Annotated in this window: 13 protein-coding genes and 2 tRNA genes; 8 read left to right on the forward strand and 7 right to left on the reverse strand. The window is 64.8% G+C overall.

The features are described from left to right. The first annotated feature begins 132 nt into the window (after positions 1–132). Positions 133–2,007: an MFS transporter gene (locus PSPA7_RS08865; protein WP_012074953.1), complete on the forward strand. Its 1,875-nt coding sequence runs from the start codon at positions 133–135 to the stop codon at positions 2,005–2,007. A 60-nt stretch (positions 2,008–2,067) separates the two neighbouring features. Here PSPA7_RS08865 and PSPA7_RS08870 read toward each other — a convergent pair whose 3' ends face one another. From PSPA7_RS08870 to rdgC, 4 genes are all read right to left on the reverse strand, one after another. Continuing rightward, on the reverse strand, positions 2,068–2,277 hold the full coding sequence (locus PSPA7_RS08870) for a cold-shock protein (protein WP_003091604.1): 210 nt from the start codon (positions 2,275–2,277) through the stop codon (positions 2,068–2,070). A gap of 214 nt (positions 2,278–2,491) precedes the next feature. After that, a complete protein-coding gene (gene sugE / locus PSPA7_RS08875; protein WP_003155402.1) occupies positions 2,492–2,806 on the reverse strand; it encodes a quaternary ammonium compound efflux SMR transporter SugE in 315 nt (104 codons plus the stop codon). A gap of 136 nt (positions 2,807–2,942) precedes the next feature. Next, positions 2,943–3,878 (reverse strand): bile acid:sodium symporter family protein, encoded by a 936-nt coding sequence (locus PSPA7_RS08880; protein WP_012074954.1) that lies wholly within the window; start codon positions 3,876–3,878, stop codon positions 2,943–2,945. Between the two features lie 87 nt (positions 3,879–3,965). Beyond that, a complete protein-coding gene (gene rdgC / locus PSPA7_RS08885; protein ID WP_012074955.1) occupies positions 3,966–4,886 on the reverse strand; it encodes a recombination-associated protein RdgC in 921 nt (306 codons plus the stop codon). Between the two features lie 164 nt (positions 4,887–5,050). On the opposite strand from rdgC, the gene PSPA7_RS08890 reads away from it, so the two are divergent. The 4 genes from PSPA7_RS08890 (at position 5,051) to PSPA7_RS08905 (ending at position 7,037) form a co-directional block, all read left to right on the forward strand. Next, positions 5,051–5,126, forward strand: a tRNA-Val gene (locus PSPA7_RS08890). 16 nt (positions 5,127–5,142) lie between these two features. Then, a tRNA-Asp gene (locus tag PSPA7_RS08895) sits at positions 5,143–5,219 on the forward strand. Positions 5,220–5,473: 254 nt separating this feature from the next. Next, on the forward strand, positions 5,474–6,235 hold the full coding sequence (gene bamJ / locus PSPA7_RS08900; RefSeq protein WP_003158049.1) for a BamJ family beta-barrel-assembly machinery protein: 762 nt from the start codon (positions 5,474–5,476) through the stop codon (positions 6,233–6,235). Positions 6,236–6,605: 370 nt separating this feature from the next. Beyond that, the gene (locus PSPA7_RS08905; protein ID WP_012074956.1) at positions 6,606–7,037 is read left to right on the forward strand and encodes a YkvA family protein; all 432 of its coding nucleotides are present in this window, start codon (positions 6,606–6,608) and stop codon (positions 7,035–7,037) included. Here PSPA7_RS08905 and PSPA7_RS08910 read toward each other — a convergent pair. Beyond that, complete coding sequence (locus tag PSPA7_RS08910) at positions 7,025–7,771, reverse strand: substrate-binding periplasmic protein (protein WP_012074957.1); 747 nt, start codon at positions 7,769–7,771, stop codon at positions 7,025–7,027. The two genes, PSPA7_RS08905 and PSPA7_RS08910, sit on opposite strands and share 13 nt — an antisense overlap. Before the next feature lie 103 nt (positions 7,772–7,874). Here PSPA7_RS08910 and PSPA7_RS08915 point away from each other — a divergent pair, with 103 nt between their 5' ends. Genes PSPA7_RS08915 through PSPA7_RS08925 form a run of 3 tightly spaced genes read left to right on the forward strand, consistent with a single transcriptional unit; the run spans position 7,875 to position 9,023 of the window. Beyond that, positions 7,875–8,186 (forward strand): helix-turn-helix domain-containing protein, encoded by a 312-nt coding sequence (locus PSPA7_RS08915; protein ID WP_012074958.1) that lies wholly within the window; start codon positions 7,875–7,877, stop codon positions 8,184–8,186. A 2-nt stretch (positions 8,187–8,188) separates the two neighbouring features. Then, positions 8,189–8,554 carry a hypothetical protein gene (locus tag PSPA7_RS08920; protein WP_003114793.1) on the forward strand — a complete coding sequence of 122 codons (366 nt, stop codon included), beginning with the start codon at positions 8,189–8,191 and terminating at the stop codon, positions 8,552–8,554. After that, entirely contained in the window at positions 8,544–9,023 is a 480-nt protein-coding gene (locus PSPA7_RS08925) for an SEL1-like repeat protein (RefSeq protein WP_012074959.1), read from the forward strand. The genes PSPA7_RS08920 and PSPA7_RS08925 overlap by 11 nt, the downstream gene beginning before the upstream one ends. Positions 9,024–9,036: 13 nt before the next feature. Here PSPA7_RS08925 and PSPA7_RS08930 read toward each other — a convergent pair whose 3' ends face one another. Continuing rightward, on the reverse strand, positions 9,037–10,785 hold the full coding sequence (locus tag PSPA7_RS08930) for a bifunctional diguanylate cyclase/phosphodiesterase (RefSeq protein ID WP_012074960.1): 1,749 nt from the start codon (positions 10,783–10,785) through the stop codon (positions 9,037–9,039). 94 nt (positions 10,786–10,879) lie between these two features. After that, complete coding sequence (locus PSPA7_RS08935) at positions 10,880–12,979, reverse strand: carboxy terminal-processing peptidase (RefSeq protein ID WP_012074961.1); 2,100 nt, start codon at positions 12,977–12,979, stop codon at positions 10,880–10,882. Positions 12,980–13,016: the final 37 nt, after the last annotated feature.

Here is a 13,016-nt window from a genome sequence, read left to right on the forward strand (position 1 = left end):
CTGCGGCAACGCGGACGCCTGTTCTATGATGGGCGCGGAATATCCGTCGGAACGCTGTGGCCTGATCCGCGGTCCATGCAGTCCAATCGATGACGGGCTTCCTTTCGGCGGCCACGCAAGGTAACAAGGACGATGACCCAACACTCGCAATTCGCCCTGCTGGGCAAGCGGCGCTTCCTGCCGTTCTTCATCACCCAGCTGCTCGGCGCATTCAACGACAACATCTTCAAGCAATCGCTGATCCTCGCCATCCTCTATCACCTCAGCGTCAGCGGCGACCGCAGCCTGCTGGTCAACCTCTGCGCGCTGCTGTTCATCCTGCCGTTCTTCCTGTTCTCCGCGCTCGGCGGGCAGTTCGGCGAGAAGTACAACAAGGACGCGCTGATGCGCGCGCTGAAGCTGGCCGAGGTGGGCATCATGCTGGTCGGCGGCGCCGGCTTCCTCTTCGGCAGCCTGCCGCTGATGTTCGTCGCCCTGTTCGCCATGGGTACCCATTCGGCGCTGTTCGGCCCGGTGAAGTATTCGATCCTGCCGCAGCACCTGCGCGAGGACGAACTGGTCGGCGGAAACGCCCTGGTGGAAATGGGCACCTTCCTGGCGATCCTCGCCGGTACCATCGGCGCCGGCGTGCTGATGTCCCAGGAGCGCTACGCCACCGCTGTGGCTGTCGCCGTGGTGCTGGTGGCCGCCTGCGGCTACCTGGCCAGCCGCGGCATTCCGCGCGCGGCGGCGGCGTTGCCGGAACTGAAGCTCGACTGGAACATCTTCGCCCAGTCCTGGAGCATCCTGCGCCTGGGGCTCGGCCAGCGCCCGGCGGTGTCGCGCTCGCTGGTGGGCAACTCCTGGTTCTGGTTCCTCGGCGCGGTCTACCTGACGCAGATCCCGACCTTCGCCAAGGAATGGCTGCACGGCGACGAGAGCGTGGTGACCCTGATCCTCACGGTGTTCTCGGTGGGCATCGCGCTGGGCTCGATGCTGTGCGAGAAGCTTTCCGGGCGCAAGGTGGAGATCGGCCTGGTGCCGTTCGGCTCGATCGGCCTGACCCTGTTCGGCATCCTCCTCTGGTGGCACGCCGGTGGCATTCCCCAAGGCGAGGTGCCCTACGACTGGCTGGCGGTGCTGCGTCACCACGAGACCTGGGCGGTGCTCGCCGACATCCTGTTCATCGGCATCTTCGGCGGCTTCTATATCGTGCCGCTGTACGCCCTGATCCAGGCGCGCACCGACGAGGACAAGCGGGCCCGGGTGATCGCCGCGAACAATATCCTCAACGCCCTGTTCATGGTCGCCGCGGCGCTGGTCTCCATCCTCTTCCTCAGCGTCGCCAAGCTGTCGATCCCGCAGCTGTTCCTCGCCCTGTCGCTGATGAACGTCGCGGTGAACGTGTACATCTTCAAGATCGTCCCGGAATTCACCATGCGCTTCCTGGTCTGGCTGCTCAGCCACACCCTGTACCGGGTGGAGCATGTGAACCTGGACGAGATTCCGGACGAAGGCCCGGCGGTGCTGGTGTGCAACCATGTCTCGTTCGTCGACGCGCTGCTGATCGCTGGTTCGATCCGGCGACCGGTGCGCTTCGTCATGTACTACAGGATCTTCTCGCTGCCGGTGCTCAACTTCGTCTTCCGCACCGCCGGCGCGGTGCCGATCGCCGCGCGCCACGAGGACGAGGGGATCTACGAACGGGCCTTCCAGCGCATCGCCGACTACCTGGAGGACGGGGAAGTGGTATGCATCTTCCCGGAAGGCAAGCTGACCGCCGACGGCGAGATCAACGAATTCCGCGCCGGCATCGAGCGCATCATCGAGGAAACCCCGGTACCGGTGATCCCGATGGCGTTGCAGGGGTTGTGGGGCAGCTTCTTCAGCCGTGATCCGAACAAGGGCTTCTTCCGCCGCCTGTGGTCGCGGGTCAGGCTGGTCGCCGGCGAGTCGGTGGCACCGCAGGCGGTGGAGCGTCTCGACCTGCAGGCGCGGGTAGCGAAACTGCGCGGCGAGGCGCGCTGAGAGGAGGGCGGAAACAAAAAAGCCCCGGCGATGCCGGGGCTTTTTTTGGCGAACTACAAGTCAGATGACTTGTACTTCGTCGGCTTGCAGGCCTTTCTGGCCGTTGACGACCACGAAGGAAACCTTCTGGCCTTCCTGCAGGCTCTTGAAGCCGGTGCCCTGGATGGAACGGAAGTGAACGAACAGGTCGTTACCGCTTTCCGGGGTGATGAAGCCGAAGCCTTTGGCGTCGTTGAACCATTTTACGGTGCCGTTCTGACGATTCGACATGGTGTAACTCCTGAAACAAAGTTGATTGCGGCGTCGGAAACGTCCGAGCCGGTAGGTACTGAGTTGCAAAGAGTACGAGGAGCCGAGGCGATGAGCGGACCGAGATCTACCACACCAGGTCACGATTCACTGTGACCCAAGCAAGCACAGTGGTCGCAGAGTACGCGATAAAACTGCGGAAAGCGATACCCCACGGCGCATATTCGATGGATGTCTAATGGCTCAGCTTCAGACCGATCAGACCGCAGACGATCAGGGCCACGCTGGCCAGTCGGATCAGCGCCATCGATTCGCCGAACAGGACGATCCCGGCGATCACCGTGCCGACCGCGCCGACCCCGGTCCAGACCGCATAGGCGGTACCCAGCGGCAGTTGCTTCATGGCCAGGCCGAGCAGGCCCAGGCTGACCAGCATGGCGAGCACGGTGAGCGCCGTGGGTAGCGGCTTGCTGAAACCTTCGGTGTATTTCAGACCAACGGCCCAGCCCACTTCGAACAGGCCGGCGAAAAACAGGATGATCCAGGACATGGCGATCTCCAGGGCGGATGGTGGGGCCGTCCCCGTTCGGTCACCCGCCGGCGGCGGGTGGTGAGGTCGTCCCCACAGCGGCCGGTATTGTGCATGGATCGGCCGCCAGGACAAGGGTTCCCGCTGCGTGCCAGGCTCAGCGCGGGGTGTCGTCCAGGCGCCGGAACAACGTGGCAAGCAGCGAGCCGGAGAGGTTGTGCCAGACGCTGAAGAGGGCGCTGGGCACCGCCGCCAGCGGTGAGAAGTGCGCATTGGCCAGCGCCGCGCCGAGTCCCGAGTTCTGCATGCCGACCTCGATGGCCAGCGCCTTGCGTTGCGCCAGCGGCATGCCGGTCAGCTTGCCGACGAGGTAGCCGAGCAGCAGGCCGAAACCGTTGTGCAGCATTACCACGGCCATGATCAGCAGGCCGGATTCGGCGATCCGCGCCTGGCTGGCGGCCACCACCGCGGCGATGATCACCACGATGCTGAACACCGAGACCAGCGGCAGCGCCTCCGCCACGTGCCGGCTGCGTTCGCCGAGCAGGCGCTGTGCCAGCAGGCCGAGGGCGATGGGTACCAGCACCACCTGGAGGATCGACAGGAACATCGCCGCGAAGGACACCGGCAGCCAGGCCGAAGCCAGCAGCCAGACCAGCGCCGGGGTAACCAGGGGCGCGAGCAGGGTGGTCACGGAGGTGATCGCCACCGACAGGGCGACGTCGCCGCGCGACAGCCAGGTCATCACGTTGGACGCGGTGCCTCCCGGACAGCAGCCGACCAGGATCACGCCTACGGCGATTTCCGCCGGCAACTGCAGCAGGCGACAGAGCAGCCAGGCCAGGCCGGGCATGATGACGAACTGGGCGAGCACGCCGATCAGCACCCGCAGGGGATGCCGGGCGACCTCACGGAAGTCTTCGCCTTTGAGCGTCAGGCCCATGCCGAACATCACCAGGCCGAGCAGCGGCGCGATGGCAGCGGTGAGCGGGAGGAACCAGGCAGGCCGGCAGAAGGCGAGGATGGCGAACAGCAGGACCCAGAACGGGAAGGTGGCGCTGACGAAACGGCTCAGGGCGGTCAGGGCACGCATGGGCTTTCCTTGTTATTGGACGGATGCCAGTCTGCCATGCCGGATGCGAGTCTCCCAGCGGCGGGCGCCGCCGGGAGAGGAGGGGCGTCAGACGCCCTGGGGAATCTCTTCGCCGCCGAGGGCTTCGAAGAGCGCCGGGAGGAATTCGGCGAAGGTCAGCATCATCAGGGTGAAGCTGGCGTCGAGTTGGCCGAGGGCGTCTTCGCCGCCGTCCTTTTCCGCCTGTTCCTGCAGCAGGTCCTCGAAACGCAGGCGCTTGACCGCCAGCTTGTCGTCGAGGACGAAGGACAGCTTGTCCGACCAGGCCAGGGACAGCTGGGTGACCAGCTTGCCGGCGGTGAGGTGCAGCTGGATTTCCTCGCTGGTGAGGTCCTGGCGCTTGCAGCGGACCACACCGCCGTCCTCGTGGGTGTCACGCAGTTCGCACTCGTCGAGGACGTGGAAATCACCGGCGGCTTCCTGGGTCTTGACCCAGTCGGTGAGGGTGGCGGTCGGCGCCACCTTCACGCTCAGCGGGCGTACCGGCAGGGAGCCGAGGGCTTCACGGAGGGTCGAGAGCAGGTCTTCGGCCTTCTTCGCGCTGGCCGAGTCGACCAGGATCAGGCCGAGGCTCGGCGCGATCGCGGCGAAGGTGCTGGAGCGGCGGATGAAGGCGCGCGGCAGCAGGGTCTGGACGATCTCGTCCTTCAACTGGTCGCGTTCCTTCTTGTAGACCTTGCGCATCTGCTGGGCTTCGATCTCGTCGACCTTTTCCTTCAGCGCGTCACGCACGACGCTGCCCGGCAGGATGCGTTCCTCCTTGCGTGCGGAGACCAGGAAGAAGTCCTGGCTGACGTGCACCAGCGGCGCGTCCGGACCTTTGCCGAACGGCGCGGTGAAGCCGTAGGTGGTCAGCTCCTGGCTGGCGCAGGGACGGGCGGGTTTTTCGCCGAGGGCTTTCTCGAGGGCGTCGGCATCCAGCTGCAGATCCTGGGTGAGGCGGTAGACGAGCAGATTGCGGAACCACATGGGGTCGTTCTCTCCGGGCACAAAGGACCCATTATTCCGCCGCTGGCGGCTCAGGCCAACCCCGCTCCGTCGCTAACTCCTTGGAACGGCAGAAAAAATTTTTCATCGAGGGGCTTGCCAGGGGGCGAATCGCTCCGTAGAATGCGCCCCACTTCGAGAGTGAAGGGTGATTAGCTCAGCTGGGAGAGCATCTGCCTTACAAGCAGAGGGTCGGCGGTTCGATCCCGTCATCACCCACCAATCTCGCAAGTTACGCGCAGCGGTAGTTCAGTCGGTTAGAATACCGGCCTGTCACGCCGGGGGTCGCGGGTTCGAGTCCCGTCCGCTGCGCCATTTCCTTTCTCTGTTTCATTTCCTTCGCTTTCCTCGCGTTTTTCCTTCGAAGCTTTTCGATTCCTTTCTTCGTTTTCCGCACCTTGCGAATCCTTTCGCTCGTTCTGCTATCTCCTTCATTTTTCGGCCGGTTCGGCCTTGAACTTATCCGTGCGCACCTGTTCCTATTGCCCATAGCCACTGGTCGCGACAGCCTGCTAAGCTCGCGGCTTCATCGAATATGCCCGAGCGGCGAACAGATTAAAGGACTCAGCATGAAACAACATCGGTTGGCAGCAGCGATCGCCCTGGTCGGTCTGGTTCTCTCCGGCTGCGATTCGCAGACCAACGTTGAGTTGAAGACCCCGGCGCAAAAAGCTTCCTATGGCATCGGCCTGAACATGGGCAAGAGCCTCTCCCAGGAAGGCATGGACGACTTGGATTCGAAGGCCGTCGCCAAGGGTATCGAAGACGCCCTCGGCAAGAAGAAGCAGCAGCTCACCGATGAAGAGCTGACCGAGGCCTTCGCCTTCCTGCAGAAACGTGCCGAAGAGCGCATGGCCGCCATCGGTGACGAAAACGCCAAGGCCGGCAAGAAGTTCCTCGAGGAAAACGGCAAGCGTGACGGCGTGACCACCACCGCCTCCGGCCTGCAATACGAAATCGTGAAGAAGGCCGATGGCCCGCAGCCGAAGGCCACCGACGTGGTGACCGTGCACTATGAGGGCCGCCTGACCGATGGCACCGTCTTCGACAGCTCCATCGAGCGTGGCAGCCCGATCGACCTGCCGGTCAGCGGCGTGATCCCGGGTTGGGTCGAAGCCCTGCAACTGATGCACGTCGGCGAGAAGATCAAGCTGTACATCCCCAGCGAACTGGCCTACGGCGCGCAGAGCCCGAGCCCGGCGATCCCGGCCAACTCGGTACTGGTCTTCGACATGGAGCTGCTCGGCATCAAGGACCCGTCCAAGCCGGACGCGGAACCCGAGGCCGGCGCGAGCGCGCAGCCCGAAGCCAAGGCGGACGCGAAGAAGTAATTCTTCCGTCGCGACAGATGAAACGCCCCGTCCTGGACGGGGCGTTTTCGTTTGGCTTCCCGGCTGAACCCTGACGAGATGCCAGGAGTCTGAAACCAAGACGGGGATGAGGCCGGTGTTACCCTTATGCACACATTTGTCGCACGTCGATCCGACCTACGGTATTGACCTCGGGTTGCCCGTTGCGTTAGGTCAAATCCTTGATTTTCAATGCTTTTAGAGCATTGTCTAAAAAGTGTCCGATCTGTCGGAAAGCCCGTAGCTACGGGCTTCTCATCGGCGGAAGGGGGGGGCTGTTCACAAGGTTATCCACAGTATGCGTGGATAACCCGGAGAGGCTCGAAGACAAGCGCTTCAGCGAGGTGAAAGGATGGATGCGCCACGAGGTTTCGGTCGTTACCTAGGGATCGCGGAGCGTTTCCTGGCTCGCGGTCGGGTGCCGGCATTGTTGATTGCGGTAGCACGCAAGCGCTCGCGCCTGAAACTGGTGAAAAGCGACCTGCGCCTGCTGCAGGAATTGCTGGGGGCCTGGGTGCGCGGCGAGTATCGCGGGCTCAGCCGCCAGGCGTTGCTGTCGGTGATCGCGGCGCTGGCCTATTTTCTCTCGCCGGTGGATATCGTCCCCGACTTCATCTTCGGCGTCGGCCTGCTCGACGATCTCGCCGTGCTGGCCTGGGTGGTCCGGCGCTGGCAGTCCGAACTGGATGCGTTCAAGGCCTGGCGCGACGCCCAGAGCGTCGAGACGCGGCAGGCGCCGAAGGAGCTTCCGGCACCCCGGGCGGAGCGCGTTCAGCGCTCCTGAGGCTGCTGCTGGCTGGCCTCGAGCAGGCGCTCGATGCTGCCGTCCCTGACCATCTCGGCGAACACTGCATCCATACTTTCGGCGGGTACCGGTAGTTGCCCGCCATAGATGCAGTGCATGCGGTAGCTCTGCAGCACCAGCGGACTCACGCGCAGGCCCAGTTCCGGATGCCGGCGCGCCAGGTAGAGCAGCGGGCGGCGCATGTCCACGGCGGCGTCCAGCCGCGAGCGCTTGAGCATCTGCACGCGGCTGCGCAGGTCGCGGGTATCTTCCCGGCGGATTTCGCCGGCCGCGAAGGCACGCATCAGCTCGTCGGCGTAGACATAGCCTAGACTTGTACCCAGGGTCTTGCCGCGCAGCTCGGCGAATTCGCGGATCGCCGGCTGGTCGTTGCGCTGCAGCAGGACATCCTGCTCTTCGAAGAGGGCGGGAGACCAATGGTAGCGCTCGGGTTTGCTATCCCATCCGGGGTTGGAGTTGCAGATCAGGTGAATATGTCCGCTGGCCATGAAGCCGTCGATCCTTCGGTTCGGCGTTTCCACGAAACGCAGCGACAGTCCCAGCCGCTGCGCGACCTGCTCGCCCAACTGGCGGGTAAAGCCGCCGCGCAGCCGATGATCGACGATGTCCACGTAGGGCATGCCGTCGGCGGGGCTGAAGCCCCAGCGCAGCTCGGCGGCGAAAGCCTGTCCGACTCCCAGCAGGATGCACAAACCAAGACTTGTCCGGCGCACCCGCGGACTCCTTCACCAGGCAGACTGTGTGACCAGGGCAGCAGTATAGCCAGTCCGCAGCCGGGCGCTGCCTGTTAAGATGGCGGCTTGCAAGGAGACCGACATGAATGTCCAAGTGATCACCCGAGACGGTGAGGCGGAATACGCAGTGCTGCCCTGGGCCGAATACCAGGCGTTGCTGGCCGCCGCCGGACGTCCGGCCGCCAGCGCCCCCGTGCAGGCGCCAGCGTCGGCGCCGGCTGGCGCAAGCCTGCTGGAGCGCCGCGAGGCGCGGGGCCTGAGCCTGGAGCAAGTGGCCCGGGACGTCGGTATCAGTCCTTCCTACATGGCAATGATCGAGCGTGGCGAGCGGGAGGCCAGCGAGGCCATCCAGTTCGCCCTGGAGCGCGTGCTGGGCAAAGCGACGGGGGCCTGACCTTGAGTGTGCTGATCAGTCGTAAACACTGGGATAGCCTGCTGCTGGAAATCGAGGATGCGCGCCGCCAGCGCCATCTGCTCACCTACCGGGCGCTGATCGAGCGCCTGCAACTGCCGACCCCGGCGATGACCACGCTCACCGCGGCCCTCGAGCACCTGGCATCCCTGGATGCGCGCTCGGGGCGACCGTTGCGCAGTTCGCTGGTGATCAGCCAGGGCGCCAGCCGCTTGCCGCGCACCGGTTTCTTCGAGTGCGTGGAGCGTCTCGGACGCTTTTCCGGCCCGCCGGACGGCCCGGCCGCGGCCGGCTGGCATGCGGCGGAAGTGGTCCGCGTGTTCGAATTCGAGTATCCCGATGAACTCTGAATGGATCTGGCGCCTGCGCGCGCGCCTCGGTTACGCCGTGGCCCGGCAATTGATGGGGTGGCCCTGGCTGGTCAAGCAGCCGCGAGCCTGGCAATGGATGCAGGGCCAATTCTCGCGCATGGCCAACCTGGGGCATCGCGACGCCCAGGCTTTCTATGGTCACCTGCTGCTGTTCCGCGGCCAGGGTTTCGGCGCGCGCGAGGAAGGCCTGCGCCTGCTGCGTCTGGCCGCCAGCGCGGGCGATGCGAAAGCGGCCTACCAGCTAGGCGTGCAGGCGCTCAAGGGCGACGCGCGGCAAGCGCCGGACGCACTGGCGGCCAGCCGCCACTGGGCGCAGGCGGCAGAGGCGGGGCACCCGCTGGCGGCGCGCAAGCTGGCGGAGCTGTACCGGGATGGCGGCCCCGGCCTGGCGCCGGACGGCAAGCGCGCCGACCACTATGCGCAACGGGCATCCGCGCTCGGCCTCTAGTCTGGCGAACGGCTCAGGCGGCCTCGATCAGGTGCAGGCTGTAGCCTGGCACCGCCTTGGCCTGGTGCTTGGCCTCGGAGGCCAGCGTCGCCAGGTGCGCGGCATCCATGCCCTGGCAGGCCTCGGCCGGCAGATGCACCACGCCGACGGACAATGACAGCAGCGGGTACTCCTCGCGCTGGCCCTGGCGGTTGTGCGCGACGAAACAACCGGCTTCCAGGTGTTCGCGGCTGTAGAAGCGCCGGCATTGGCCCTGGAAGGTTTCCAGCAGCCGGTTGATCCGCCTGCGCCAGTCCTCGGGACCGAGCACCAGCATGAAGTCGTCGCCGCCGATGTGACCGACGAACTCGCAGCCTGGATCGATCCGTTCGCTCAGGCACTGCGCCAGGCACAGCAGGACCTCGTCGCCGCGGGCGTAGCCGTAGAGATCGTTGAAGGGCTTGAAACTGTCGATGTCGACGTAGCAGATAACCGCTTCGCGCCTTTGCTGCAGCAGGCGTTCGAGGCATTGCTGGATCGGTACGTTGCCGGGCAGCAGGGTGAGCGGATTGGCGTGCCGGGCCTGCTGGATCTTTTCCTCGGTGATCAGCCTGAGCACGTCGATCACCCGGCCCATCCCCGCATAGCGCCCGGCGTGGGTGATGATGAAGTCTTCCTCGATACGCTGGCGTGCGCGGCTGGTCAGCAAGCGGCTGACCTGCTGCAGGGTCTGACCGAGTTCCACGGCGAGAAAATCGTCGCTCATCAGGCGGCTGATCGGCTTGCGCAGGAACAGGTCGCAGGCGAAGGGCCGGAGCAAGGCGTCGGTGAGCGCGTGGCGGTGGACGATTCCGGACGGTCGAAGTTCTTCGTCGACAATCGCCAGGGAATTCAGATTGACCTGGCGGCGGAAGATTTCCACCACGTCCTGGGTCGACGTGCGCGTGTCGACCGCACGCTGTTGCAGCAGCAGCGTGCGCAGATCGCCGGGCTGGTCGCCTGGAACTGGGGGGGAGCCGGTGGCGCCGGGCAGCATTTGCTGCACATCGGTCGCCGGATGCTCCTGCGGTCGGCCGAACAGATAGCCCTGTACCAGATCGACACCCATCTCGCTGAGCACCGCCAGTTCCTCCGCCAGCTCGATGCCCTCGGCAATCACCTGGGCGCGGGAGGCCCGCGCCATCTTCAGGATGGAGCCGACGAACTCGCGCTTCACGGGATCCAGGTGGATGCCGTCGACGAAGTGGCGGTCGATCTTCACGTAGTCGGGACGCAATTCGGACCACAGACGCAGGCTGGAGTAGCCAGCACCGAGGTCGTCGAGGGCGATGGAGAAGCCCATGGCGCGATAGTGGTGCAGTGCGGTGTCGAGCAGGTCGAAGTCGTCGATGGGAGTCTGCTCGGTCAGCTCGATCACCACCCGGTTCGGCGAGATCCCCAACTGTTGCAGCAATTGCAGGGTGCGGCCGGGCGGATGGCCGGCCTCGAGGAGGGATTCCGGCGAGACGTTGAGGAACAGCATGGCGTCGCCCTGGATGTCGCGGAAGCGCCTGAAAGCGCATTGCCGGCAAAGCAGTTCCAGTTCGCTCAGCCGCCCGCACTGGCGCGCGACGGCGAACAACGCCAGGGGCGAATGCAAGGGGCTGTTGGATGGGCCGCGGGTCAGCGCTTCGTAGCCGACCAGGCGCCGCTCGGAAAGCGAGAGGATGGGCTGGAACAGGCAGTGCAGGTCGCCATGGGCCAGGATGCTGTCCAGGGCGCTCAACTGCTCGGTGACGGTCATGGGACGGTCTCGTCGGAATGAAAAGGGCCGGTTGTGCAACCGGCCCCGTATTTCACGACAGTCCCATGTCTGTTTTATGACGCTCCCGCTGAACTCAGTGCTTGGCCACCGCCGAGTTGAGGTTCAGGTAGTCCAGCAGGATGTGCCCGGACTCGGTGAGGTAGGCGTCGTCCTGCGGCTTGGTCTTGTCGTCCTCTTCTGGCAGGGCGTTCTCGTCCTCGCGCTTGAGTTCCTTCAGCGGTTCCTGGCCCTTGGACTTGCGCAGGGCGTTCTCCATGGCCAACTGGCGGTTCTCGATGCTGGTCTGCTGGGCGCGACGCTTGGCCTCGTTCAGGCTGACGGTCTTCTCCTTCATCAGCTCCTGGGCCAGGGCCAGGCGCTTGCGGGCATAGACGAAGTCGGCGTTGTTCTCGGTGCGCGCGTCGTGCTGGGCCTTGAGTTGCGCGAGGAACGGCTTGAACGGATTGGCCTCGTCCTTCACCACCGGGCGGATGGTGTCCCACGGCATCGAGTCGGGCAGGGCGCTTTCGCCGATTTCCTTGTCGTCGACGATGGACGGGTAGCTGATGTCCGGGATCACGCCCTGGTGCTGGGTGCTCTGCCCGGAGACACGGTAGAACTTCGCCAGGGTCAGCTTCAGTTCGCCGTGGTTGAGCGGCTGGATGGTCTGCACGGTGCCCTTGCCGAAGGTCTGTCCACCGAGGATCAGCGCGCGGTGGTAGTCCTGCATGGCGCCGGCGAAGATCTCCGAGGCGGAGGCCGAAAGACGGTTGACCAGCACCGCCAGCGGGCCGGTGTAGAAGGCCTTGCCTTCGTCGTCGTTGAGCACGTCGACGCGACCGTCGCTGTTGCGCACCAGGACGGTCGGGCCCTGGTCGATGAACAGGCCGGTCAGCTCGGTGGCTTCCTGCAGGGAGCCGCCACCATTGTTGCGCAGGTCGAGGACGATGCCGTCGACCTTGTCCTTCTGCAGTTCGGCGACCAGCTTCTTGACGTCGCGGGTGGTGCTCTTGTAGTTCGGGTCGCCGGCGCGGTAGGCCTTGAAGTCCAGGTAGAAGGCCGGCAGGTCGATCACGCCGAGCTTGTAGCTGCGGCCCTCGTGGTCGACATTGATGATGGATTTCTTCGCCGCCTGGTCTTCCAGCTTCACCGCCTCGCGGGTGATGGCGACGATCTTGCTGGTCTGGTCGTTCGGCGCGTTGCTCGCCGGGATCACTTCCAGGCGCACCTGCGAACCTTTCGGCCCACGGATCAGTTTGACCACTTCGTCCAGGCGCCAGCCGACCACGTCGACCATCTCGCCCTTGCCCTGGGCGACGCCGATGATCTTGTCGGAGGTGGCGATCTGCTTGCTCTTCGCCGCCGGGCCGGCCGGTACCAGGCGCACGACCTTGACGTAGTCGTTGTCGCTCTGCAACACCGCGCCGATGCCTTCCAGCGAGAGGCTCATGTTGATGTCGAAGTTTTCCGCGTTATCCGGCGACAGGTACTGGGTATGCGGGTCGTAGGACTGGGCGAAGGCGTTGATGTAGGCCTGGAAGATATCTTCGCTGCGGGTCTGCTTCAGGCGCGACAGCTGGTTCTTGTAGCGCTTGGTGAGCTGTTCCTGGATCGCCTTGTCGTCCTTGCCGGTGATCTTCAGGCGCAGGACCTCGTCCTTGACCTTCTTGCGCCAGAGGTCGTCGAGCTCTGCGGTGTCCTTAGCCCAGGGAGCCTTCTCGCGGTCGATCAGCAGGCTCTCGTCGACGCTGAAGTCGATCTTGTCGACGCCCTTGTCGAGCATCGCCAGGGCATAGTCGAGGCGGCCCCTCAGGCGGTCGAGGTGGCGCTTGTAGATGACGAAGCCGGGATCCAGGTCGCCGCTCTTGAGGAAGTCGTCGAACCTGTTGCGCCAGCGATCGAACTCGGCGATGTCGCCGGCGGTGAAGTACATCCGCGCCGGGTCGAGCATCTTCAGGTAGCTGTCGTAGATCTTGGCCGAGCGCTCGTCGTTCAGTGGCGGCTTGTTGTAGTGATGACGCTTGAGCAGTTCCACCACGTTGAGGCTGGCGATGACCTGCTCGCGGTCCGGCTGCAGGCTGTCCCAGGGGTTCTGGGGGCCGCTGCCGACGGAGACGGCGGTCGAGGCGAACAGCGGCAGCGAACTGGCGCCGAGGAGGAGCAACAGGGCGGTACGGGGCAGAAAACGCTTCATGCTGATTCGACTGATCGCGGAGTAATGACGCATATTA

Origin of the sequence: Pseudomonas paraeruginosa PA7 (assembly GCF_000017205.1) — a bacterium.
GTDB classification, from domain to species: Bacteria; Pseudomonadota; Gammaproteobacteria; order Pseudomonadales; family Pseudomonadaceae; genus Pseudomonas; species Pseudomonas paraeruginosa.

What these genes read in the sequence shown, in the direction of transcription:
- PSPA7_RS08865 (WP_012074953.1), top strand. Translation starts at nt 133, where the DNA reads ATGACCCAACACTCGCAATTCGCCCTGCTGGGCAAGCGGCGCTTCCTG.
- PSPA7_RS08870 (WP_003091604.1), bottom strand. Translation starts at nt 2,277, where the DNA reads ATGTCGAATCGTCAGAACGGCACCGTAAAATGGTTCAACGACGCCAAA.
- sugE (WP_003155402.1), bottom strand. Translation starts at nt 2,806, where the DNA reads ATGTCCTGGATCATCCTGTTTTTCGCCGGCCTGTTCGAAGTGGGCTGG.
- PSPA7_RS08880 (WP_012074954.1), bottom strand. Translation starts at nt 3,878, where the DNA reads ATGCGTGCCCTGACCGCCCTGAGCCGTTTCGTCAGCGCCACCTTCCCG.
- rdgC (WP_012074955.1), bottom strand. Translation starts at nt 4,886, where the DNA reads ATGTGGTTCCGCAATCTGCTCGTCTACCGCCTCACCCAGGATCTGCAG.
- bamJ (WP_003158049.1), top strand. Translation starts at nt 5,474, where the DNA reads ATGAAACAACATCGGTTGGCAGCAGCGATCGCCCTGGTCGGTCTGGTT.
- PSPA7_RS08905 (WP_012074956.1), top strand. Translation starts at nt 6,606, where the DNA reads ATGGATGCGCCACGAGGTTTCGGTCGTTACCTAGGGATCGCGGAGCGT.
- PSPA7_RS08915 (WP_012074958.1), top strand. Translation starts at nt 7,875, where the DNA reads ATGAATGTCCAAGTGATCACCCGAGACGGTGAGGCGGAATACGCAGTG.
- PSPA7_RS08925 (WP_012074959.1), top strand. Translation starts at nt 8,544, where the DNA reads ATGAACTCTGAATGGATCTGGCGCCTGCGCGCGCGCCTCGGTTACGCC.
- PSPA7_RS08930 (WP_012074960.1), bottom strand. Translation starts at nt 10,785, where the DNA reads ATGACCGTCACCGAGCAGTTGAGCGCCCTGGACAGCATCCTGGCCCAT.
- PSPA7_RS08935 (WP_012074961.1), bottom strand. Translation starts at nt 12,979, where the DNA reads ATGAAGCGTTTTCTGCCCCGTACCGCCCTGTTGCTCCTCCTCGGCGCC.